Annotated in this window: 19 protein-coding genes; 8 read left to right on the plus strand and 11 right to left on the minus strand. The window is 73.2% G+C overall.

Annotated features, from left to right (window positions below; all coding sequences use genetic code 11):
- Positions 1 to 76: 76 nt before the first annotated feature.
- Positions 77 to 889: a S1 family peptidase gene (locus IO33_RS0124305; protein ID WP_031168503.1), complete on the plus strand. Its 813-nt coding sequence runs from the start codon at positions 77 to 79 to the stop codon at positions 887 to 889.
- Between the two features lie 112 nt (positions 890 to 1,001).
- Here IO33_RS0124305 and dmpI read toward each other — a convergent pair whose 3' ends face one another.
- Together dmpI and IO33_RS0124315 are read right to left on the minus strand one after the other, a co-directional pair.
- Complete coding sequence (dmpI, locus tag IO33_RS0124310; protein WP_031168505.1) at positions 1,002 to 1,184, minus strand: 4-oxalocrotonate tautomerase DmpI; 183 nt, start codon at positions 1,182 to 1,184, stop codon at positions 1,002 to 1,004.
- A 92-nt stretch (positions 1,185 to 1,276) separates the two neighbouring features.
- On the minus strand, positions 1,277 to 2,143 hold the full coding sequence (locus tag IO33_RS0124315) for a LysR family transcriptional regulator (RefSeq protein ID WP_031168507.1): 867 nt from the start codon (positions 2,141 to 2,143) through the stop codon (positions 1,277 to 1,279).
- A 160-nt stretch (positions 2,144 to 2,303) separates the two neighbouring features.
- On the opposite strand from IO33_RS0124315, the gene IO33_RS0124320 reads away from it, so the two are divergent.
- Together IO33_RS0124320 and IO33_RS0124325 are read left to right on the plus strand one after the other, a co-directional pair.
- Positions 2,304 to 3,446 carry a magnesium and cobalt transport protein CorA gene (locus tag IO33_RS0124320; RefSeq protein ID WP_031168509.1) on the plus strand — a complete coding sequence of 381 codons (1,143 nt, stop codon included), beginning with the start codon at positions 2,304 to 2,306 and terminating at the stop codon, positions 3,444 to 3,446.
- Positions 3,447 to 3,456: 10 nt separating this feature from the next.
- Positions 3,457 to 4,305, plus strand: coding sequence for a patatin-like phospholipase family protein (locus tag IO33_RS0124325; RefSeq protein ID WP_031168511.1), 849 nt, complete (start codon positions 3,457 to 3,459; stop codon positions 4,303 to 4,305).
- A 171-nt stretch (positions 4,306 to 4,476) separates the two neighbouring features.
- Here the strand turns inward: IO33_RS0124325 and IO33_RS0124330 are convergent, their stop codons facing one another.
- Positions 4,477 to 5,124 (minus strand): phosphoribosyltransferase, encoded by a 648-nt coding sequence (locus tag IO33_RS0124330; protein ID WP_031168513.1) that lies wholly within the window; start codon positions 5,122 to 5,124, stop codon positions 4,477 to 4,479.
- Positions 5,125 to 5,255: 131 nt separating this feature from the next.
- Here IO33_RS0124330 and IO33_RS0124335 point away from each other — a divergent pair, with 131 nt between their 5' ends.
- On the plus strand, positions 5,256 to 6,071 hold the full coding sequence (locus IO33_RS0124335; protein WP_078963867.1) for a polysaccharide deacetylase family protein: 816 nt from the start codon (positions 5,256 to 5,258) through the stop codon (positions 6,069 to 6,071).
- A gap of 70 nt (positions 6,072 to 6,141) precedes the next feature.
- A complete protein-coding gene (locus tag IO33_RS0124340) occupies positions 6,142 to 6,582 on the plus strand; it encodes a hypothetical protein (RefSeq protein WP_031168517.1) in 441 nt (146 codons plus the stop codon).
- Between the two features lie 83 nt (positions 6,583 to 6,665).
- On the opposite strand, the gene IO33_RS0124345 is transcribed toward IO33_RS0124340, so the two are convergent.
- The 5 genes from IO33_RS0124345 to IO33_RS0124365 form a co-directional block, all read right to left on the minus strand.
- Positions 6,666 to 7,817, minus strand: coding sequence for an XdhC family protein (locus IO33_RS0124345; RefSeq protein ID WP_031168519.1), 1,152 nt, complete (start codon positions 7,815 to 7,817; stop codon positions 6,666 to 6,668).
- A 46-nt stretch (positions 7,818 to 7,863) separates the two neighbouring features.
- Positions 7,864 to 9,330 carry an NCS2 family permease gene (locus IO33_RS0124350; RefSeq protein ID WP_031168521.1) on the minus strand — a complete coding sequence of 489 codons (1,467 nt, stop codon included), beginning with the start codon at positions 9,328 to 9,330 and terminating at the stop codon, positions 7,864 to 7,866.
- A gap of 212 nt (positions 9,331 to 9,542) precedes the next feature.
- Positions 9,543 to 11,927, minus strand: coding sequence for a xanthine dehydrogenase family protein molybdopterin-binding subunit (locus IO33_RS0124355; protein WP_031168523.1), 2,385 nt, complete (start codon positions 11,925 to 11,927; stop codon positions 9,543 to 9,545).
- Positions 11,928 to 11,929: 2 nt separating this feature from the next.
- Positions 11,930 to 12,520, minus strand: coding sequence for a (2Fe-2S)-binding protein (locus tag IO33_RS0124360; RefSeq protein WP_031168525.1), 591 nt, complete (start codon positions 12,518 to 12,520; stop codon positions 11,930 to 11,932).
- Entirely contained in the window at positions 12,520 to 13,413 is an 894-nt protein-coding gene (locus IO33_RS0124365; RefSeq protein ID WP_031168527.1) for an FAD binding domain-containing protein, read from the minus strand. Before IO33_RS0124365 ends, IO33_RS0124360 begins: the two co-directional genes overlap by 1 nt.
- A 345-nt stretch (positions 13,414 to 13,758) precedes the next feature.
- Here IO33_RS0124365 and IO33_RS0124370 point away from each other — a divergent pair, with 345 nt between their 5' ends.
- Both IO33_RS0124370 and IO33_RS0124375 read left to right on the plus strand, forming a co-directional pair.
- Positions 13,759 to 15,432: a PucR family transcriptional regulator gene (locus IO33_RS0124370; RefSeq protein ID WP_031168529.1), complete on the plus strand. Its 1,674-nt coding sequence runs from the start codon at positions 13,759 to 13,761 to the stop codon at positions 15,430 to 15,432.
- A 167-nt stretch (positions 15,433 to 15,599) separates the two neighbouring features.
- Complete coding sequence (locus IO33_RS0124375) at positions 15,600 to 16,367, plus strand: hypothetical protein (protein ID WP_031168531.1); 768 nt, start codon at positions 15,600 to 15,602, stop codon at positions 16,365 to 16,367.
- Between the two features lie 1,022 nt (positions 16,368 to 17,389).
- On the opposite strand, the gene IO33_RS0124380 is transcribed toward IO33_RS0124375, so the two are convergent.
- Positions 17,390 to 18,181: a GntR family transcriptional regulator gene (locus IO33_RS0124380; protein WP_031168533.1), complete on the minus strand. Its 792-nt coding sequence runs from the start codon at positions 18,179 to 18,181 to the stop codon at positions 17,390 to 17,392.
- A gap of 453 nt (positions 18,182 to 18,634) precedes the next feature.
- Between IO33_RS0124380 and IO33_RS0124385 the strand changes: the two genes are divergently transcribed.
- Positions 18,635 to 19,678, plus strand: coding sequence for a DUF2637 domain-containing protein (locus tag IO33_RS0124385; RefSeq protein WP_031168535.1), 1,044 nt, complete (start codon positions 18,635 to 18,637; stop codon positions 19,676 to 19,678).
- A 181-nt stretch (positions 19,679 to 19,859) separates the two neighbouring features.
- On the opposite strand, the gene IO33_RS0124390 is transcribed toward IO33_RS0124385, so the two are convergent.
- Both IO33_RS0124390 and IO33_RS0124395 read right to left on the minus strand, forming a co-directional pair.
- Positions 19,860 to 20,333 (minus strand): ATP-binding protein, encoded by a 474-nt coding sequence (locus IO33_RS0124390; RefSeq protein ID WP_031168538.1) that lies wholly within the window; start codon positions 20,331 to 20,333, stop codon positions 19,860 to 19,862.
- A gap of 473 nt (positions 20,334 to 20,806) precedes the next feature.
- Positions 20,807 to 21,847: a protein phosphatase 2C domain-containing protein gene (locus IO33_RS0124395; RefSeq protein WP_078963869.1), complete on the minus strand. Its 1,041-nt coding sequence runs from the start codon at positions 21,845 to 21,847 to the stop codon at positions 20,807 to 20,809.
- Positions 21,848 to 21,860 lie beyond the last annotated feature (13 nt).

The following is a 21,860-nucleotide window of genomic DNA, read 5'->3' on the forward strand; positions in this document are numbered from 1 at the left end:
GGCAGGGGGCGCCCCCGCCCCGTGCTTCACCCACCCGTGCGACCCCCCACCGGTGCAACCCCCACTGAGGAGACTCATGTTCGGGCTCAGACGTGCCAGAAAGACCGCCGCGACCCTGGTGGCCACCGCCGCGACCCTGGTGGCCACCGCCGCCGCCGCGGCGACCGCGCTGCTCGCCTCCCCCACGGCGAGCGCCGCCCCGCAGCCCGTCGTCGGCGGTACGACCACCACGACGACGGCGTACCCGTACGTCATGCAGATCACCGACGCGTCCGGCAACCAGTTCTGCGGCGGCACGCTCGTGGCCGCCACGAAGGTCGTCACGGCCGCGCACTGCATGGCCGGCGAGTCCGCCGGCAACGTTCGCGTGGTGGGCGGCCGGACCTATCTGAACGGCACCGACGGCACGGTCGCAAAGGTCAGCAGGATCTGGGTCGACCCGGGCTACACGGACGCCACCAACGGCGACGACGTGGCGGTCCTGACCCTGGCGACGTCGATGCCGTACACCCCGGCGTCGTACGTCTCCTCCTCCCAGACGGGCGTGTACGCGGCCGGCACCACGGCCCGGATCCTCGGCTGGGGCACCACCTCGGAGAACGGCAGCTCCTCCAACCAGCTGCGGACCGCGACCGTGCCGGTCGTGTCCGACTCCAGCTGCCGTTCCTCCTACGGTTCGGACTACGTCCAGTCCGACATGGTTTGCGCCGGATACAGCTCCGGCGGCGTAGACACCTGCCAGGGCGACAGCGGCGGTCCCCTGCTCATCGGGGGCGTCCTGGCAGGGATCACTTCTTGGGGCGAGGGGTGCGCGGAGGCGGGTCACCCGGGTGTGTACACCCGGCTGACCGCCTTCTCGGACCTGGTGACCACGCAGGTCAACTCGTAACCCGGAAGACCTCCCGAGCACCCCTCGGGCAGATGCCAGGGGGGCGTTGCGAGCCACCACGAGCGGCCCGCAACGCCCCCCTCTCCACGTTCACCCCCGTGGGACGCGGTGGCTACCTGTCGGCCGTGAGCTTCCCGGCCGCGCCCCAGCTGTCCGCCGGGACCTCGTGGATCCACACCTGGACGGTCTCCGCCGGGATCCGGTACGCGTCGACGAAGGCGTCGGTGACCCGCTTGACCAGGTCCCGCTTGAGTTCGGCATCGCGGGGACCCTGCTGGATGGTGACGATCGGCATGACTGAACTCCCTTGAGCGGTGTTCCTGTTCGGTGGGTCCAGTCCATCGCGAAGCGCCCGCGCGACCAAGGGCCAGTCCGCGACCGCAGCGATCAGCTCTCGTGATCGCCGCAGGCCAACAGCAGTTTCTCCAGGTGCGGGGAGGGGGCGGCGGCGGGCACGGCGAGACCGGTGGCCAGGGCCAGTCCGGGCGCCCGGAAGGGGACGTACGCCACCCGGGGCGTGGCCAGCACGCGCGCGTGGGAGGCGTAGACGACCGTCCACAGGGGGCGGGCCCCGATGGTGGCGAGGGTGTCGTGCAGGGTGCCGCCGGCCGGTCCGGGCTCCGGTTCGAACCCGGCCGCGTGACAGGCGCCGACGACCAGGTCGACCAGGGCGGGGTTGTTCCGGCGCGGGGTGAGGGCCAGGGGCAGCCCGGCGAGGTCCGCGAGGTCGATCTCGGGCCGCCGCGCGAGGGGATGCGTGGCCGGCAGGGCGGCGACCAGCGGATCGGGCCACAGCGGCACCACGCGTACCCCGGCCGGGGGTTCGGCCGAGCGCACGAACGCGGCGTCCAGGCGCCCCGCCGCGACCCGGGCGAACCGTTCGCCGGCCGGCAGCGAGAACAGCTCCACCGGCACCTCGGGCGCCCGCTCGGCGAACGCGGCCAGCACCCGGTCCAGATGCGCGCCGAGCCCGGTGCTGGTGCCCAGGCGCAGCCCGGCGGGCGCCGCCACGGCGGCCCGCGCCCGCTCGGCCGCCGCGAGCACCGCCCGAGCCTCGGGCAGCAGCCGCTCCCCCGCACCGGTCAGCCGCACCCGGCGCGGCGAGCGGTCGAACAGCTCGGCGCCCAGCTCCCGCTCCAGCCGCTGTATCTGCTGGCTGACGGCCGACTGCACGATGTGCAGCCGCTCCGCGGCCCGGCCGAAGTGCAGCTCCTCGGCGACGGCGACGAAATAGCTGAGCTGGCGGAGTTCCATGGGCTCGACTGTAGAGGGGCCGGAACCGGCCCCGTGTCCCGGCGCCCGGCGGTCCGGCGGGTCGCTCGTGGATATTCTTCTTCTCCTGCCCCTGCGGGCTGTTCCGGCCCTGGCCCCGGTGCGTGATCAGGCGTACGCAGGCTCGACGGAGAGGCGTCCGATGTCCGAGCGAGACAACGGCAGGAACGGCGGGCGCAGGTCCGTCTGGCGCCGCACCCCCGCCCCGGCCCCGCCCCCGCTCGCCCAGGCGCCCGAGCCCGCCGTGGCGGACGGCGCGGAGCCGGCGAGCGTCGTCCAGGCGGCGCTGTACCGCGACGGCGTCCGCGTCTCCTCCCCCGCCACGCTCGCCGAGACCTACCGCGAACTGCGGGAGCGGCCCCGCGGCATGGCATGGATCGGCCTGGCCCGGCCCACCGCGACCGATCTGCGCTCGCTGGCCGCCGAGTTCGGGCTGCACCAGCTCGCCGTGGAGGACGCGATGGAGGCGCACCAGCGGCCCAAGCTGGAGCGGTACGGCGACACCCTGTTCGTCGTCCTGCGCGCCGCCCGCTACCTGGACGCGCCGGAGGAGGTCGACTTCGGCGAGCTGCACGTGTTCGTCGGCCCGGACTTCGTCATCACGGTCCGGCACGGCGCGGCCCCGGACCTGTCGGCGGTCCGCCGCCGGATGGAGGACTCCCCCGATCTGCTCGGACTCGGCCCGGAGGCGGTGCTGTACGCGATCCTCGACGCGGTCGTCGACGGTTACGCCCCGGTGGTCTGCGGTGTCCAGAACGACATCGACGAGATCGAGACCGAGGTGTTCCGCGGCGACCCCGAGGTGTCCCGCCGCATCTACGAACTGTCCCGCGAGATGGTGGAGTTCCAGCGCGCCACCCGCCCGCTCGTCGGCATGCTCCACGGGCTGATGGCCGGCTTCGCCAAGTACGAGACGGACGAGGAACTCCAGCGCTACCTGCGGGACGTCGCCGACCACGTCACGCACATCAGCGAACGCGTCGACGGCTTCCGCCAGGCCCTCACCGAGATCCTCACGGTGAACGCGACCCTGGTCTCGCAGCAGCAGAACGCGGAGATGCGGGCGCTGGCCGAGGCGGGCTTCGAGCAGAACGAGGAGGTCAAGAAGATCTCCTCGTGGGCGGCCATCCTCTTCGCCCCGACCCTGGTCGGCACGATCTACGGCATGAACTTCACGCACATGCCCGAACTGAGCTGGAGTTTCGGATATCCCTTCGCCATCGGGCTGATGGGCGTCGTCTGTCTGACACTGTATGTGATCTTCAAGAAACGGGACTGGCTGTAGAGGAGCCGACATGACCGAGGCGCTGGTGCTGGGCGGTGGCGGCGTGGGCGGGATCGCCTGGATGACCGGGCTGCTCGCGGGACTGGCCGATGCCGGGCAGGACGTCAGCGGTGCCGATCTGCTCGTGGGGACGTCCGCCGGGTCCACCGTGGCCGCGCAACTGGGCAGCGGGCTGGGCCTGGAGGCGCTGTACGCCCGGCAGGTGGACCCCGCGCTGCAGGCCGCCGAGATCATGGCCGAGATGGATCTGGAGTCGTTCGCGGCGGAGATCGGCGCCGCGACCGGCTCCGCCGCCGGTGTGCCGGAACTGCGGCGCGCGGTCGGGCGGGTGGCTCTCGGCGCGCGGACCGTGCCCGAGGCCGAGCGGCGTGCCGTGATCGAGTCGCGGCTGCCGGGGCACGAGTGGCCCGGACGTCCGCTCAAGGTCGTCGCCGTGGACGCCAGGACCGGCGAGCCGGTCGTGTTCGACCGCGCCTCGGGCGTCCCCCTGGTGGACGCCGTCGCGGCGAGCTGTGCCGTGCCGGGCGTATGGCCACCGGTGACGATCGGTGAACGCCGGTACGTCGACGGCGGGGTGCATTCCATCGCCAACGCCGACCTGGCCGCCGGCGCGGACCGGGTGCTGGTGGTCGTGCCGCTGGGCACCGCCGAGCCGTTCCCCAGCGAGCGGCCGCTGGAGCGGTCGGTGCGGGAACTGCGCGCCCGGGGCGCGCAGGTGGCGGTCGTCGCCCCCGACGAGGCGTCGGCCGCGGCGATCGGCGACAACCCGCTGGACCCGGCCACCCGCGCCCCGGCCGCCGGGGCGGGCCGGGCCCAGGGCAGGACGCTGACCCTGCCGTGGGCCCGCACCGCGAACTGACCGACGCCGGGGCCGACTTCGGCGCACGTCACGGACCGCACGGCGCGCTGCCCGGCGGGGCCCCTTTCGAAGGGGACGGCGCGCCGCACCCGAAGGGGCGCGGGGAACTGCGCGCGGCCAGGACGCCTCCGCTCCCGGCGACGGCGCGCCGCGGGCGGGGCCGGCCCCGCGTCAGGACCGGTGCAGCTGCAGCGCGGCCAGCACCTCCGCGTCCGTGAGCTGCTCGAAGTCCTCGTACCACTGGCCGACGGCGGAGAAGGCGGCCGGCCGGTGCGGGCACAGGATCGTGTCGGCCTCGGCGGCGAGCAGGTCCAGGGAGTCCGGGGCGCCGACGGGGACGGCCAACACGAGGTGCGCGGGCCGCCGGCGGCGGACGTGGCGCAGGGCCGCGCGGGCGGTGGCGCCGGTGGCGAGGCCGTCGTCGATCACGATCACCGTGCGGCCCGCCGGGTCCGGCGCCGGACGGCCGGCACGGTAGCGCTCCTCGCGGCGGCGCAGTTCCTTCCGCTCGCGCTCCACCACCGGGGCCATGGATTCCTCGGTCAGGCCGAGCCGGTCCAGGGTGCCGGCGTTGTAGAGGGGCGGGTCGTCCCCGACGAGCGCGCCGACGGCGAACTCCTGGTGGTGCGGGGCGCCGATCTTGCGCACGATGAGCACGTCGAGCGGGGCACCGAGCGCGCGGGCGACGGGCTCGGCGACGGCGATGCCGCCGCGCGGCAGGGCGAGGACGAGGGGGTCGGTGAGGGCGCCCTGGTCCTGCAGGTCACTCAGCAGTCCGGCGAGTTCCCGCCCGGCTTCGGCACGGTCCCGGAAGCGCATGGCTCGTCCTCCTCCGCGGAGCCTCTCCTTCCATGGTGCTCCTGGTCGGGCGTCCCGGTCTGGTCGCTTCCCCGGATTTCCGGGAGGGGTATTCGCACACCAGCTCTATACACTGCGTGTATAGTCCCCGCATGCCTCAAGCCCACAAGATCCCGACGCCGAAGCCCGCGAACCGGAAGACGCGCGAAACCGCCCGGAGGTTGCGTCCGGCCGCGCTCGCCTCGGCCGCCCTCGGGCTGGCGCTCACGCTGTCCGGCTGCGCCCAGGTCGACACCACCGCACCGAGCGCCGTGCGGGCCGAGGCGGCACACGGGGCGCCGGCGAAGTTCGGGACCGTGGACTGCCGCGAGGCCAAGTGCATCGCGCTCACCTTCGACGCGGGGCCCAGCGAGAACTCGGCGCGGCTGCTCGACATCCTCAAGGAGAAGAAGGTCCAGGCCACCTTCTTCCTGCTCGGCAAGAACCACATCGAGAAGTACCCGCAGCTGGTCAAGCGGATGGCAGCCGAGGGCCACGAGGTCGCGAGCCACACCTGGGACCACAAGATCCTCACGGAGATATCGGACGCGCAGATACGCGAGGAACTGAAGCGGCCCGACGACGCGATCGAGCGGCTGACCGGGCACAAGCCCACCCTGATGCGCCCGCCGCAGGGCCGTACGGACAGCAACGTGCACCAGATCGCCAAGGAGCTGGGCCTGGCGGAGGTGCTGTGGAGCGTGACCGCCAAGGACTACACGACCAACGACTCGGCGCTCATCACCAAGCGCGTCCTGGACCAGTCCTCCCGCGACGGGATCATCCTGCTGCACGACATCTACCCGGGCACCGTGCCCGCCGTGCCGGGCATCATCGACGCGCTGAAGAAGCGCGGCTACGTCTTCGTGACGGTCCCCCAGCTGCTGGCGCCCGGCAAGGCGGAACCGGGCAAGGTCTACCGGCCCTGACCGCCCGGCCGCCCGGCCGAGGCGGGGCCGAACGCGCCGGTGACCGGCGGCCATTGCCTACGATCGTGCCGTGCCGACCTTCTCTTTCGCCCGCACGGCCCCGCTTCCGCTCGACGAGGCGTGGCGCCGGCTCACCACCTGGTCCCGCCACGCCGACGCGGTCCCGCTGACCCGGGTCCGGGTGCTCACACCGGAGCCCACCAGCGTGGGCACACGGTTCGTGGCCCGTTCCGGCCTCGGTCCGCTGGCCGTCGACGACGTCATGGAGGTGACGGTCTGGCGGCCGCCCGCCGACGGCGAGGGCGGCCTGTGCCGCCTGGAGAAACGCGGCCGGGTGGTGCGGGGCTGGGCGGAGATCGAGGTCCTCGCGGGACCCGGGGGCCGCAGCCGGGTGGTGTGGCGGGAGGAGCTGCGGGTGCGGTTCCTGCCGCACGCCTTCGACGGCGTACTGGAACGCACCGCACGCGTGATGTTCGGCCGGGCGGCGAACCGGCTCCTCAGGCGGGCGTGAACCGGGCGGCCGGCGATGGCTCCTCAGGCGGGCGTGGGCCGGGCGGCCGGCGATGGCTCCTCAGGCGGGCGTGGGCCGGGCCCTCAGGCCACCGACCCGATCCGCACGGGCCGCCGGGACGCCGTGTCGTGGTGGATGGGGGTGTGTGCCCCGGTGAGCGAGACGCCACTGCCGCCGCGCCGGCTGGCGACGATCTCGGCGCCGATGGACAGGGCCGTCTCCTCCGGCGTACGGGCGCCGAGGTCGAGCCCGATCGGGGAGCGCAGCCGGGCCAGCTCCAGTTCGGTGACGCCGACCTCGCGGAGCCGTTCGTTGCGCTCCAGGTGCGTGCGGCGGGAGCCCATCGCGCCGACGTAGGCGACCGGCAGGCGCAGGGCCAGGCGCAGCAGGGGGACGTCGAACTTGGCATCGTGGGTGAGGACGCACAGGACCGTACGGCCGTCGGTCTCGGTGCGCTCCAGGTACGTGTGGGGCCACTCGACGACGATCTCGTCGGCCTCGGGGAAGCGGGTGCGCGTGGCGAACACCGGGCGGGCGTCGCACACGGTGACGCGGTAGCCGAGGAACTTGCCGACGCGGACCAGTGCGGAGGCGAAGTCGATGGCGCCGAAGACGATCATGCGGGGGGCGGGGACGGAGGACTCGACCAGGACCGTGAGCGGCGCGCCGCAGCGTGAGCCCTGCTCGCCGATCTCCAGCGTGCCGGTGCGGCCGGCGTCCAGGAACGCGCCGGCCTCGGCGGCGACGGTGCGGTCCAGTTCCGGATGGGCACCGAACCCGCCGTCGTACGAACCGTCGGGGCGGACGAGGAGGGCCCGGCCCCGCAGCTGAGCCGGTCCCTCCACGATCCGCGCGACCGCCGCCGCCTCCCCACGGGCGGCGGCGGCCAGCGCGGATGCGACCACCGGCCGGGCGGGACCGTCCGCCCGGACCGGTGTGACGAGGATGTCGATGATGCCGCCACAGGTCAGGCCGACGGCGAAGGCGTCCTCGTCGCTGTACCCGAAGCGCTCCAGGACGGTCTCGCCGTCCTCCAGCGCCTGTCGGCACAGCTCGTACACGGCCCCTTCCACGCATCCGCCGGAGACCGAACCGATGGCCGTGCCCGCACTGTCGACGGCGAGCGCGGCGCCCGGTTGCCGGGGCGCGCTCCCGCCGACGGCCACCACGGTGGCGACGGCGAAGTCACGTCCCTGCTCGACCCACCGGTTCAGCTCGTCGGCGATGTCCAGCATGTTCGGCCTCCTGATCAGGTCAAGGGATGCGTGCCGGGTCCGGGCGTCAGTGCACGCCCAGGGCCGCCCGGATGGGATGGAGTGAGAAGTAGATGAGGAAGAGGACCGTCAGACCCCACATGAAGGGGCCGATCTCCCGCCACTTGCCCTGGGCGATCTTGATGACGACGTAGGAGATGACACCGGCGGCGACACCGGGGGTGATCGAGTACGTGAACGGCATGGTGACGACGGTCAGGAAGACCGGGATCGCGACGGAGCGGTCTCCCCAGTCCACGTGGCGGGCGTTCATCATCATCATCGCGCCGATGGTGACGAGGGCGGCCGAGGCCACCTCGCGCGGCACGATCGCCGTGATCGGCGTGAAGAAGAGACAGAGGGCGAAGAACCCACCGGTGACGACCGAGGCCAGCCCCGTCCGGGCGCCCTCTCCGACGCCGGTCGCGGACTCGACGAACACGGTCTGGCCGGAGCCGCCGACGACACCGCCGATGGCGCCGCCGGCACCGTCGATGAACAGCGCCTTGGACAGGCCGGGCATCCGCCCCTGGGAGTCGGCGAGGTTGGCCTCGGTGCCGATGCCGATGATGGTGGCCATGGCGTCGAAGAAGCCGGCGAGCACGAGCGTGAACACGATGAAGGTGACCGTCATGTAGCCGACGTCGCCGAGGCCGCCGAAGGACACCTTGCCGATGAGCGAGAAGTCCGGCATCGACACGGCGCTGCCGTGCAGTGCGGGGCCTTCGCCGTTGGCCCAGGACTTGTCGTCGACGAGGCCGGCCGCGTTGACGACCAGCGCGAGCACGGTGCCGGTGACGATGCCGATGAGGATCGCGCCCGGAACGTTCCTGGACTGCAGGGCGAAGATGAGCAGCAGCGTGACGGCGAAGAGCAGGACGGGCCAGCCGACCAGCTCACCGTTGGCGCCCAGGGTGACCGGGGTCGCCGTGCCGGCGTGCACGAACCCGGCCTTGACCAGACCGATGAACGCGATGAACAGGCCGATGCCGATCGTGATGCCGTGCTTGAGCGGCAACGGGATCGCGTTCATGATCATCTCGCGGAGACCCGTGACCACCAGGAGCATGATCACGACGCCGTACGCGACGCACATGCCCAGGCCCTGGGCCCACGTCAGGTCCTTGGTCCCCATGACCAGTCCGGCCAGCACACCGGAGACGGAGAGCCCGGCGGCCATGGCGAGCGGCACCTTGCCCGCCCAGCCCATGAGGAGGGTGGTGGCCGCGGCGCCTAGCGCGGTGGCCGTGATGAGCGCCTTCTGCCCCAGAGAGTCGCCGGACTTGTCCGCGCCACTGAGGATCACCGGGTTGAGCAGGAGGATGTACGCCATCGCCATGAAGGTGGTGACGCCACCGCGGACCTCGGTCGCGACGGTGGATCCTCTTTCGGATATGTGGAAGTACCGGTCGAGCCACGACCTGCCGGCCGGCGGACGCGAACCCGCGCCCGCGTCTTCGGCGGTGTTCGTGGGCTCCACTGACTGCTGGGTCATGGGCCATCTCCCAAGGTTCACAGGGGCACCCGTGCAACCGCCCTGGCGGTCACGGGATTTGGGGAATGGACGACCCGGGGGACGGCCCGAGACGAACGAATTTCCGGGGACTTCAAGGACCGCGAGCGGTGCGGAACTCGAAGGGGGGTTCCTCCGGGCGGCGCGGCGGAGTGTGTGACGTTCCCTGCGCCGCCCGGAGAGCTGTGGGGTTGTTACGCGGTCCCCGTGAGGTGCTCGGGCCGTACCGGAGTGCGGTTGAGCTCCAGCCCGGTCGCGTTCCGGATCGCCGCGAGGACGGCCGGGGTGGACGACAGGGTCGGGGCCTCGCCGATGCCGCGCAGCCCGTAAGGGGCGTGGTCGTCGGCGAGTTCGAGCACGTCGACCGGGATGGTCGGCGTGTCGAGGATCGTGGGGATCAGGTAGTCCGTGAAGGAGGGGTTCCTGACCTTGGCGGTCTTCGGGTCGACGATGATCTCCTCCATCACCGCGACGCCCAGGCCCTGGGTCGTACCGCCCTGGATCTGGCCGACGACGGAGAGCGGGTTGAGCGCCTTGCCGACGTCCTGGGCGCAGGCCAGCTCGATGACCTTGACCAGGCCGAGCTCGGTGTCGACCTCGACGACCGCGCGGTGCGCCGCGAAGGAGTACTGGACGTGTCCGTTGCCCTGACCGGTGCGCAGGTCGAAGGCCTCGGTCGGCCGGTGCCGCCACTCCTCCTCGATCTCCACGACCTCGCCCTCCAGGACATCGGCCAGGTCGCCGAGGACCTCGCCGCCGTCGGTGACGACCTTGCCGCCCTCCAGCAGGAGTTCGGCGGTCGCCCAGGCCGGATGGTAGGAGCCGAACTTGCGGCGCCCGATCTCCAGGACCTTCTCGCGGACCAGCTCACAGGCGTTCTTCACGGCGCCGCCGGTGACGTACGTCTGCCGGGAGGCCGAGGTGGAGCCGGCGGAGCCGACCTGGGTGTCGGCCGGGTGGATGGTCACCTGGGTGACGCCCAGCTCCGTGCGGGCGATCTGGGCGTGGACGGTGACACCGCCCTGGCCGACCTCCGCCATCGCGGTGTGCACGGTCACGACCGGCTCACCGCCGATGACCTCCATGCGCACCTTGGCGGTGGAGTAGTCGTCGAAGCCCTCGGAGAAGCCGACGTTCTTGATGCCCACGGCGATGCCGACGCCGCGTACGACGTTCTCGCCGTGCGTGGTGTTGGACAGACCGCCGGGCAGCTGCCGTACGTCGGCGCCCTCGCTGGACTCCCACTGGCGCTCCGGCGGCAGCGGCATCGCCTTGACGCGGCGCAGCAGTTCGGCGACCGGGGCCGGGGAGTCGACCGGCTGCCCGGTCGGCATGATCGTGCCCTGCTCCATCGCGTTCAGCTGCCGGAACTCCACCGGGTCCATGCCCAGCTTCTTCGCCAGCTTGTCCATCTGCGCCTCGTAGGCGAAGCACGCCTGGACCGCGCCGAAGCCGCGCATGGCACCGCAGGGCGGGTTGTTGCTGTAGAGGGCGATGGCCTCGATGTCGACGTCGTCGACGACGTACGGGCCGACGCTCAGCGAGGAGGCGTTGCCCACGACCGCCGGGGAGGCGGAGGCGTAGGCGCCGCCGTCCAGGACGATCTTGCACTTCATGTGCGTGAGCTTGCCGTCCTTGGTGGCGCCGTGCTCGTAGTAGAGCTTGGCCGGGTGCCGGTGGACGTGTCCGAAGAAGGACTCGAACCGGTTGTAGACGATCTTGACGGGCTTGCCGGTGCGCAGCGCGAGCAGGCAGGCGTGGATCTGCATCGACAGGTCCTCGCGGCCGCCGAACGCGCCGCCGACGCCGGAGAGCGTCATGCGCACCTTCTCCTCGGGCAGGCCGAGGACCGGGGCGATCTGCTTGAGGTCCGAGTGCAGCCACTGGGTGGCGACGTAGAGGTGGACGCCGCCGTCCTCCTCGGGCACGGCGAGGCCGGACTCGGGGCCGAGGAAGGCCTGGTCCTGCATGCCGAAGGTGTACTCGCCCTCGACGATCACGTCGGCCCGCTTGCGGGCCTCCTCCACGTTGCCGCGGATGATCGGCTGGCGGTGCACGATGTTGGGGTGCGGGACGTGCCCGGCGTGGTGGTCGTCGCGGTTCTCGTGGACGAGGATCGCGTCCGGCGCGGTCGCGGAGGCCTCGTCGGTGATGACCGGGAGTTCCCGGTAGTCGACCTTGATCTTCGCGGCGGCGCGGCGGGCCGTCTCCGGGTGGTCGGCGGCGACGAGCGCGACCGGCTCGCCGTGGTGGCGTACCTTGCCGTGCGCGAGGACCGGGGTGTCCTGGATCTCCAGGCCGTAGTTCTTCACCTCGGTGGGCAGGTCGTCGTAGGTCAGGACGGCGTACACGCCCGCCATGGCGAGGGCCTCGGAGATGTCGATCGAGACGATCTCGGCGTGCGCGACGGTGGAGCGCAGGATCTGGCCCCACAGCATGTCCTCGTGCCACATGTCGGACGAGTACGCGAACTCACCGGTGACCTTGAGGGTGCCGTCCGGGCGCAGCGTGGACTCGCCGATGCCGCCCTTGGTCTGGGAGCCCTGCGTGATCTTCGTAGGGGCGCCGTTGGTGGGCATCGTCAGACCTCCTCGGACTGGCGGGCGGCCGCGAGGCGGACCGCGTCCATGATCTTCTCGTAGCCCGTGCAGCGGCACAGGTTGCCCGACAGCGCCTCACGGATGTCCGCGTCGGACGGGTTCGGGTTGCGCTCCAGGAGCTCGTCGGAGGCGACGAGCAGGCCCGGCGTGCAGAAGCCGCACTGGACGGCGCCGGCGTCGATGAACGCCTGCTGGATCGGCGAGAGTTCGGTGCCCTCACCGGTCTGGGAGTCGGTGCCCTTGGCCTTCCACTGCTTGGCCTCGTCGAGGGCGGTGCCGTTCGAGCCGCAGGCGCCGGTCGCGCAGCCGCCCTCGGCGCGCTGCTTGGCGAAGTCCGCCAGGCCCTCGACGGTCACGACGTCGCGGCCCTCGACCTGACCGGCGGCGACCAGGCAGGAGCAGACGGGCACGCCGTCGAGCCGCACGGTGCAGGAGCCGCACTCGCCCTGCTCACAGGCGTTCTTCGAACCCGGCAGACCGAGCCGCTCACGCAGGACGTACAGCAGGGACTCGCCCTCCCAGACGTCGTCGGCCTCCTGCGGACGTCCGTTGACGGTGAAGTTGACGCGCATTACGCAGCTCCCTCAGATGCGCGGCGGGCGCCGCGATACGACTCCCAGGTCCAGGTGAGCGTCCGGCGGGCCATCACGCCGACCGCGTGGCGGCGGTAGCTCGCGGTGCCCCGGACGTCGTCGATCGGGTTGCAGCCGCCGGAGCACAGCTCCGCGAACTGCTTGGCGACCGACGGGGTGATGATCTTTCCGTTGTCCCAGAAGCCGCCCTCCTCCAGGGCCGCGTTCAGGAACTCCTCGGCGGCCTTGGCCCGGACGGGCGTGGGCGCGGCCGAGCCGATGCCGGTCCGCACGGTCCGGGTCTCGGGGTGCAGGGCGAGACCGAAGGCGCACACGGCGATGACCATGGCGTTGCGGGTGCCGACCTTGGAGTACTGCTGCGGGCCGTCGGCCTTCTTGACGTGCACGGCGCGGATCAGCTCGTCGGGCTGGAGCGCGTTGCGCTTGACGCCGGTGTAGAACTCGTCGATCGGGATGAGGCGGGTGCCGCGGGCCGCCGACTCCGCCTCGACCTCGGCGCCGGCCGCGAGGAGTGCGGGGTGGGCGTCACCGGCGGGCGAGGCCGTGCCGAGGTTGCCGCCGACGCCGCCGCGGTTGCGGATCTGCGGGGAGGCGACCGTGTGCGAGGCGAGCGCGAGGCCCGGCAGCTCGGCACGGAGATTCTCCATGATCCTGGTGTACGGGACGGAGGCACCCAGCCGTACGCTCTCCTCGCCGACCTCCCACTCGGTGAGGTCGCCGATGCGGTTGAGGTCGAGCAGGTACTCGGGCCGGCGGTGGTCGAAGTTGATCTCGACCATCACGTCGGTGCCACCCGCAATCGGCACAGCGGTGGGGTGCTCGGCCTTCGCGGCGAGCGCCTCCTCCCAGCTGGCGGGGCGAAGGAAGTCCATGACCGGCTCTCTTCTTCTTCGTCTCGTGGGTCGTGCAGATTGAGCCAATCCGTGTGCGGCGGGCCCGGCTCGTTCATGTGCTGTTAACGCGGAGTGGACTCAGTACACCGCCCCTTACTCCAGTGCGGTCAGTCACCGAAACCATGAAGGAGTTGGCTGGCCACGGTGGGCATCTTGTAGATTCGTATGAACGGAGGTCATCGGTAACCTCTCCGATTTCCTGGGGAAACGCAGGAAACAGCGTGAAGACCCCGGAGAGTGCCCTGTACGGCCCGTGCCGGGCCCTTCTCCCGTCACCCTCCAAGATCCATCGTAGGTTTCGAGACAAAGAACGGCGGCGACGAGATGCGGCTGCGCGCACTTCTGGACACCGATGTGCTGGGCCTGCGGCTGCTCGGCGGCGAGGAGGAGCTGGACCGTTCGGTGCGCGGGGTGATGACCACCGACCTGCGCGATCCGAGCCGGTACCTCTCCGGGGGCGAGCTGGTGCTGACCGGCCTGGCCTGGCGCCGGGACGCGGAGGACTCCGAGCCGTTCGTACGGATCCTGGTGCAGGCCGGGGTGGCGGCGCTCGCGGCCGGTGAGGCCGAGCTGGGCGACATCCCGGACGACCTGGTGCTGGCCTGCGTGAAGCACCGGCTGCCCCTGTTCGCGGTGCACGAGTCGGTGGCCTTCGCCACGATCACCGAGCACGTCGTACGGCAGGTCTCCAGCGAGCGTGCCGGGGACCTTGCGGCCGTCGTGGACCGGCACCGGCGGATGATGACCTCGGGCCCGGCGGGCGGCGGCCCGGACGTGGTCCTGGACCTGCTCGGCACCGACCTGGACCTGCGCGCCTGGGTGCTCTCCCCCACCGGCCGGCTGATCGCCGGCTCCAAGGTGACGGGCCCGGCGCTGGCCGCGGAGATCTGCGCGAGGCTGGCCGCCGAGCACCTCGCGGCCACCCGCACCGGCCGGCGCGGCCCGCACCGGCTCCTGCTGGGCGGCGCCACGTACTCGCTGTTCCCGATCCGCTCCTCCGGCCGCTCCCCGCAGGCCGCCCGCGACGTGCGCGAGTCGGTGCTGTCGGACTGGCTGCTGGCCGTCGAGGCGGACGCCGGTGACTGGCCCGAGGAGCGGCTGGACCTGCTGCAGGGCGTGACCCAGCTGATCGCGGTCGAGCGCGACAGACGGGACGCGGCGCGCACGGTACGGCGCCGACTCGCCCAGGAGGTGCTGGAGCTGGTGCAGACGGGTGCCGCGCCCGCCGAGATCGCCGCGCGCCTGCGGGTGGCCGCTCCCGTGCTGCTGCCCGGGCTCGGCGCGGCCCCGCACTGGCAGGTGGTCGTGGCCCGCGTGGAGTGGGAGGGCGGGGAGGTCGAGGGCGGCCCCGTCGCCCAGTCGCTGCTGGAGGAGGTGCTGGTCGACCCGCTGGCCACCGGTCCCGAGCCCTCGGACCGGATCGCCGTCGCGCACACCGGCGACGAGGCCATCGCGCTCGTCCCGCTCCCGGCGGTCTCCTCCGAGCACGACGGCTCGGAGACCGGCCTGCTGGCCGATTCCCTGCTGCAGTCGGTGCGCGAGACGCTGTCGGCGGGCCTGAACGACGACGGGCGGCTCACCCTCGGCGTCAGCGCGGCCGTGCACTCGGCGGAGGGCCTGCGCGGCGCCCTGGAGGAGGCCCGGCACGCCCGCCGGGTGGCGGCGGCCCGCCCCGGCCGGGTCTGCGCCGCCGGCCACCAGGAACTGGCCAGCCACGTCCTGCTGCTCCCGTTCGTCCCGGACGACGTCCGCCGCGCGTTCACGGCCCGTCTGCTGGACCCGCTGAAGGACTACGACCGCCGCCACCGGGCCGAGCTGATCCCGACCCTGGAGGCGTTCCTGGACTGCGACGGCTCCTGGACCCGCTGCGCCACCCGGCTCCACCTGCACGTCAACACGCTGCGCTACCGGGTCGGCCGTATCGAGCAGTTGACGGGACGGGACCTCTCGCGCCTGGAGGACAAGCTGGACTTCTTCCTGGCCCTGCGGATGAGCTGAGGCCGGCGGGGGCGCGTCGCGGCCGAACCCGGTCACGCCCGCGCCCCACGACTTTGTGAAAATTTTCACCCACCCTCTTGGCCCGGTGCCGCGATTGGTGCTGGAATGCGGCCACCACTCAACAGCTCGATGGCGTGCTCGGGGAGGGCAACGTGGCGCATACCGCCATGTCTGGTAACGGAACGACCCCCGGTGACGATCCGCTCCAGACCGCGGTATGGCGGCTGCGTTCGCGGGCCTGCTGGGCGGACGCGGCGGCCCTGTTGCCGACCGACTCCCCCGGCACGGCCCTGCAGCGGGCCGCGCTGCTGGTCGAACGGTGTCTGTACACCGAGCGGGGCTGGGAGCAGGCGGAGGACGCCCTGCGGACGGCGGAGGCGCTGGCCCACACCGACGACGAGCGGGGGGCCGCCGCCTGCGAACGCGGCCAACTCGCCTACACGGCCACCCTGCACGGCGTCCGGGACCGCGCGGACGAGGCGCGGGCCGCGCTGGGGCGGGCGGCGGCGCTGGTCCCTCCGGGGGCGCCCGGCCGGGCCCTGCTGGACTTCCGCCGGGGCCTGGTCGCCGAGAACCTGACCCGCTCCCCGCAGGCGGCTCGCGCCGCGTACCGCCGGGCGCACGCGGGCGCCGCCGCGCACACCGACCCGCTGCTGCTGTCCTTCACCTGGCGCCATCTCGCCGGACTCGCTCTGCGGGACGGGGAGTTGACGGAGGCGCGGCACGGCTTCGCCGAATCACTGCGGATCCGCGAGGAGTTGGGCTACCTGGTGGGTACGGCCCCCGCGCTGGCCTCGCTGGCCGACGCGGAGTCCGAGCCGGAGGCGTCCCGCCTGCGCGAGGAGGCCCGGCGGTTGTTCCGGTTGCTGGGCGGTGTACCGACGTGGCTGGCCCGCCAGTTGGCTCCGCCGGCTCCGGGGGTGGCCACGGCGTAGGGACGCGCGGATACCACCTCACCGCCGGGGCACGGCCCCGCCGGCCCCGCCCCTCTCGGCGAGCCTCAGCAGTGCAGCGGCGCGGGCCCGCGGACGAGCTACGGCTCCCACCCCGCGGGCCCAAACGCCCACGACGGACCCACGCACCCCACGACACGGACCCGCGCACCCGACCACGCCCACCGCACCAGCTCAGCCCGCACCCGACCCCGGCGCCGGCCGAGCGCACGCCGCACCCCTGGGCAGCCTCAACGGTGCAGCGGCGCGGGCCCGCGGACGAGCTACGGCTCCCACCCCGCGGGCCCAAACGCCCACGACGGACCCACGCCCACCGCACCAGCTCAGCCCGCACCCGACCCCGGCGCCGGCCGAGCGCACGCCGCACCCCTGGGCAGCCTCAGCAGTGCAGCGGCGCGGGCCCGCGGCGGAGCTACGGCTCCCACGCTGCGGGCGCGAACACCCACGCACCGCGACGCCTGACGCACCAGCTCAGGCCGCGCCCGAGCCCCGGGGGGCGGACGCACCCACCCGGCCGAGCCGCATACCGACAGAGCCCCCTGGGGAGCCGCACGGCGCGAGGCCACAGGCGAGCTGCCGCTCCCACCGGGGGCGCGAACGACGACGGTGGACCCACGCCGCCCACGACACAGACCCTCGCACCCGACCACACCCACCCACCGCACCGGCTCAGCCCGCGCCCGAGCCCCGGAGCCGGCCGCGCCCACGCCGCCCCTCCCGGCGAGGCCCAGCGGTGAAGCGGCGCGGGGCCACAGGCGAGCCGTGGCTCCGCCCGGCGGGCGCGTGCGACCACGACGGAGTCGCACCCCGCCCGAGCCCACCGCACCGGCTCGGCTCGCACCCGAGACCGGGAGCCGGTCCGCACCCACGCCGCACCCCCTGGGGAGCCTCAGCAGAGGCGTCCTGAAGCGGCGCGAGGCCGCAGACGAGCCGCTGCTCCCACCGGGTGGGTGTGAACGACCACGACGGACCCCCGCACCCGGGGCCACGCCCGTCGTACCGGCTCAGGTCGCGCCCGCGAAGTGTTCTTCCACCAGCTCCCGGACGACGTCCAGGTCGCGGTCGGTCAGCGCGTCCAGGAGGGCCATGTGCTCCGCCGCGTCCGCCACCAGGCCGGCCCTGCCGCGCCGTACCGGCGGCCACTGCGACCGCCGGTGCAGGTCCGACGCGATCCGCACCAGCTGCTCGTTCCCGGACAGGGCGAGCAGCGCCCGGTGGAAGGCCCGGTCGGACTCCGCGTACGTCGCGGGGCAGCCGGCGGCGGCCGCGCGCACCGTCTCCTCCGCCAGCGGCCGCAGCTCGGCCCAGCGCTCGCCCGGCACCGTCCGGGCGAGCCGCAGCATCACCGGCACCTCGATGAGCCCGCGCACCTCCGCCAGCTCGGCCAGCTCGCGCGTCCCCCGCTCGACGACCCGGAAGCCTCGGTTGGGCACGACCTCGACGGCGCCCTCCAGGGCGAGCTGCTGCATGGCCTCGCGCACCGGCGTGGCCGAGACCCCGAACCGTTCGCCGAGCACCGGCGCCGAGTGGACCTCGCCCGGCTTCAGCTCCCCGGTCACCAGCGCCGTCCGCAGCGCGTCCAGGACCTGCGCGCGTACCGAGGAACGCCGCACCGGCCGCGGGCCGGGAATCGGCCGCTCACCGTGCGTGTGCTCGCCGCGTGCGGCGGGCAGGGCGGTGTCGCGCTCCCGGAAGCCGTCCGGGGCGTCGGCCGGTCGCGCCTGGGCCGGGACCCGGGCGTCTTCGGGCGTCTTCGGTCTCCCCGCCTCTGCGGAGCCCTGTGCGCGCTGCTTCACGGCTCCTCCTGGCGGGCTTGTCGGCACTTGGGTCATTAACGACGGGTTGTCACTGGTCCGTCAAGCACCTTAGGCGCCCGAAGCGGCAGTGCAAATTCACCCAGCATCGATAAGGCCAGCCTTACCTTCGCGCACGGGGGCCGGCCGCCGCCGATCACCCGCCCCGGGCCGGGTTGCGACGCGGCCACCACTACGATCAACGTCAGTAAGATCATCACCGGCCGTGATTCACAACTCCCCCAGCCGTCACGGGAACTATCCGCGGAACCATCCGTACGGGTAGTCTTATTCGAACTCAACTCCCGCCCCTCACGCGGCAGTTCGAGCAGAACGCCGCCCTGGGCATCCCCTTGCACTTCCTTGGCGGCCTCTTGCCCCGAAACCCCCTGAGGGCCCTCGGGAGTGGGCCACTATGGCGGGCGTTACGCCCTATCCCAATGCAAGGGACCCCTGATGAGACTGACCGACATATCGCTGAACTGGCTGCTTCCGGGCGCCGTACTGCTCCTGGGGATGCTGGCGGCGGTGGCGGTGCTCGCGCGCGGCAAGCGCTCCTCCGGGGAGAACGCGAGCGCGGACGACTCCTGGGAGCGCAGCGAGGAACGCCGCAGACGCAAGGAGGCCATCTACGGCACGGCCTCGTATGTGCTCCTGTTCTGCTGTGCGGCGGTCGCCGCCGCCCTCTCCTTCCACGGCCTCGTCGGCTTCGGCGAACAGAATCTGGGACTGACCGATGGCTGGCAGTACCTGGTGCCGTTCGGCCTGGACGGCGCGGCGATGTTCTGCTCCGTCCTCGCGGTGCGCGAGGCCAGCCACGGTGACGCGGCCCTCGGCTCCCGGATCCTCGTGTGGCTGTTCGCCGCCGCCGCGGCGTGGTTCAACTGGGTGCACGCCCCCCGGGGCATCGGCCACGCGGGAGCTCCGCAGTTCTTCTCCGGCATGTCCCTGTCGGCGGCCGTCCTGTTCGACCGGGCGCTGAAGCAGACCCGACGGGCCGCGCTGCGCGAGCAGGGCCTGGTGCCGCGCCCGCTGCCGCAGATCCGCATCGTCCGCTGGCTGCGGGCCCCCCGCGAGACCTACAGGGCCTGGTCGCTGATGCTCCTGGAGGGCGTGCGCAGCCTGGACGAGGCCGTCGAGGAGGTCCGCGAGGACAGGCGGCAGAAGGAGGAGACGCGGCAGCGCCGGCGCGACCAGCAGCGGATCGAGCGGGCCCAGCTGAAGGCCATCAGCCGGGGCCACCGGGGCTTCGTCGGCCGCGGCGGACGGCAGGTCGAGGTACAGGCGGTGGAGCGTGGCCCCGCCCCGGCGACCGCGGAGCCTGCCATATCCGGCGCGGAACAGCTGCCCGTACGCGCCCGCCCCTCCCTGCAGCCGGTCCGCGCCGGATCCGCTGAGCAGGTGACCGTCGACCTCACCGCCGAGGACGACACCATGGCCCTGCCGCGCCTGGACTCCCTGGAGCGCAAGCTGAAGGACCTGGAGCAGCAGTTCGGCTAGCACCCCCGCTTCGAGGGGCCGGGGGCGTGACCGCACGGGTCGCGCCCCCGGTCCGTCTCCGGGCGGCGGAAGCGCACCACCCCCAGGGACACGGGGTTCTGCTGCCGGTACGCGACTCCCCCGCGTGGGCGCGACCGGCCACCACGCACCCGCACCCGTGAGCCCGCCTCCGGCGGAAGGCTCACGCGGCCTCGGCGCCCAGCTCGAACCACACCGACTTGCCCACCCCGTGCGGCCGTACACCCCAGGCGTCCGCGAGGGACTGCACCAGCACCAGGCCGCGCCCATGGGTGTCGTCGTCCGAGTCCGGGCCTCTCAGGTCCGGTCTGCGGGACACGAAGTCCCGTACCTCCACCCGCAGTCCGCCCGCCTCCACGACGGCCGTGAGGACGGCGTCGTCGTCGGTGTGGACGAGCGCGTTGGTGACCAGTTCGCTGGTGAGCAGTTCGGCGATCTCCGAGCGGCCCGGTTTGCCCCAGTGCCGCAACAGCTCGCGCAACTCCCGGCGGGCCTCGGGCACCGCCCTGAGATCCGCCCGGCCCAGCCTGCGCCGGAGCCGGTGCGCGTGTTCCGTGGTGGTGTCGGCCTCTTCCCCCGTCGTCGCCGAGGAGCCCCCGACGACCGCGGGACCGCCCCCTCGTGCCTGACTCTTCATGACCCCCGCCCGCACGCCGCTGGACCCTGCCCCTCCTGGTCGAACACGTTCACGGGGGATGCTTGCCCAGCACGAACCCGGGCAGTCCTGGCACATGCCCGATGACCGGCGGTTCGGCCACGGCCGTACGGCGCCCGGACCGTCCGCCGGGCCGCGCCGCGCTCCGTCCGCCGGCCTCCCGTACGGCGCTGGGCGCCACGGATGTCCCGGGACGGCAAGGCAGATGCGTCCGGCACCGGCCGTCGGCGGACCGTCACACGCCGTGAAAGTGGCCGAAATCCGCTCCTTCGCCGGTGGCTCCAGGGCCGGGACCCGTTGCGCAGATCGGCGCGGGCCCTCGGAAACATGGGGCGGCCCCCGCCGTCCAGCACGATCATGAGGCCGGCAGGGGGAAGCCGGTGACCATCCCGGCGTCGATCTTCGGCGGGACGGAGGGCGTCGGGACCGGTGACGATGCCCACCAGGGCCGGTGGTCACTCCTCCCAGACGGCCGCCGCCGTACGGTCGTCGGCGTAGCCCTTCACCCGTACCTGGGCGTCGGCGAGGAACGCGGCGAGGCCCGGCGGGGTGCGGCCGGACCAGCGGCGGGCCAGGTAGGCGGGGAGAGCGGCCTCGCCGCGCAGCGGATCGGCCAGGCCCGCGGTGCACATCACCAGCGCATCACCCGGGCGGGCCACCGAGGCGCGGAACCGGAACGGCTCGCGGGGCGGCTCGGGCGCCGGCTCGTACGGGCTCGGCGGGGTCGGGATGCCGAGGTCCATGGTGAGCCGGTCGCCCTCGGGGGTCTCGGCGGGCGCGCCCCCGGGACGGGAGCCGAAGCCGACGACGGGTGCGCCGCCGGTCTCGTGGGGCGCGAGGCGCGGCTCGATGTCCTGCCACTCGCCGTTCCGCAGCCGGAACAGGCCGCCGTCGCCGACGCCGAAGAACACGCGCGTACGGCAGTCGGGGTCGGCGGGCAGCAGCAGACAGCGCAGGCTCGCCGCGTACTCCTCCGGGTCGACGCCCTGCTCGGCGGCGCTCGCCCGGAGCCTGCCGAGGCTGCGGTCGGTCAGCCGGTGCAGTCCGGACTTCAGGTCGCCGCGGCGGGCGGCCCGGATGTCCTCCGCGAGCCGGTGATGGCTGCGGCCCACGGCCCGCCCGATCCACCGGCACGCCTCGGCCGCCGCCAGATGCGCGCCCGGCGTGCCCCGGACCCCGGTCGCCATCGCGACCAGCACCAGCGCCTGCTCCCCCGTGCCGAACCGGGCGGTCAGCAGCGAGTCCCGGCGCGGCTCGCCGCGGTAGCGCGCCGAGTCCCCGCGCAGCGACACGGCCCGCAGCGTGCACGCCCCGTACCGGGCGCCGTCCAGCACGGTGTCCGCCACCAGCTCCGCCAGCCCCTCCGGATCGGCACCCGGCAGGGCGGTGGGCTCGGGATCGTAGGTGGGCGGCCCGGAGCCGACGTAGTCGAGGGCGGAGGGAGGCGGTGCCACAGCCGACAGCAGCGGGAGGGAGGCGGGGGCGGGCGGGGGCACGGAGGCGACGGCC

This window comes from Streptomyces durhamensis, from assembly GCF_000725475.1.
Classification (GTDB): Bacteria; Actinomycetota; Actinomycetes; order Streptomycetales; family Streptomycetaceae; genus Streptomyces; species Streptomyces filipinensis.

Coding starts and splice junctions, on each gene's coding strand:
- IO33_RS0124305 (WP_031168503.1), top strand. CDS start 77: ATGTTCGGGCTCAGACGTGCCAGAAAGACCGCCGCGACCCTGGTGGCC.
- dmpI (WP_031168505.1), bottom strand. CDS start 1,184: ATGCCGATCGTCACCATCCAGCAGGGTCCCCGCGATGCCGAACTCAAG.
- IO33_RS0124315 (WP_031168507.1), bottom strand. CDS start 2,143: ATGGAACTCCGCCAGCTCAGCTATTTCGTCGCCGTCGCCGAGGAGCTG.
- IO33_RS0124320 (WP_031168509.1), top strand. CDS start 2,304: ATGTCCGAGCGAGACAACGGCAGGAACGGCGGGCGCAGGTCCGTCTGG.
- IO33_RS0124325 (WP_031168511.1), top strand. CDS start 3,457: ATGACCGAGGCGCTGGTGCTGGGCGGTGGCGGCGTGGGCGGGATCGCC.
- IO33_RS0124330 (WP_031168513.1), bottom strand. CDS start 5,124: ATGCGCTTCCGGGACCGTGCCGAAGCCGGGCGGGAACTCGCCGGACTG.
- IO33_RS0124335 (WP_078963867.1), top strand. CDS start 5,256: ATGCCTCAAGCCCACAAGATCCCGACGCCGAAGCCCGCGAACCGGAAG.
- IO33_RS0124345 (WP_031168519.1), bottom strand. CDS start 7,817: ATGCTGGACATCGCCGACGAGCTGAACCGGTGGGTCGAGCAGGGACGT.
- IO33_RS0124350 (WP_031168521.1), bottom strand. CDS start 9,330: ATGACCCAGCAGTCAGTGGAGCCCACGAACACCGCCGAAGACGCGGGC.
- IO33_RS0124355 (WP_031168523.1), bottom strand. CDS start 11,927: ATGCCCACCAACGGCGCCCCTACGAAGATCACGCAGGGCTCCCAGACC.
- IO33_RS0124360 (WP_031168525.1), bottom strand. CDS start 12,520: ATGCGCGTCAACTTCACCGTCAACGGACGTCCGCAGGAGGCCGACGAC.
- IO33_RS0124365 (WP_031168527.1), bottom strand. CDS start 13,413: ATGGACTTCCTTCGCCCCGCCAGCTGGGAGGAGGCGCTCGCCGCGAAG.
- IO33_RS0124370 (WP_031168529.1), top strand. CDS start 13,759: ATGCGGCTGCGCGCACTTCTGGACACCGATGTGCTGGGCCTGCGGCTG.
- IO33_RS0124375 (WP_031168531.1), top strand. CDS start 15,600: ATGTCTGGTAACGGAACGACCCCCGGTGACGATCCGCTCCAGACCGCG.
- IO33_RS0124385 (WP_031168535.1), top strand. CDS start 18,635: ATGAGACTGACCGACATATCGCTGAACTGGCTGCTTCCGGGCGCCGTA.
- IO33_RS0124390 (WP_031168538.1), bottom strand. CDS start 20,333: ATGAAGAGTCAGGCACGAGGGGGCGGTCCCGCGGTCGTCGGGGGCTCC.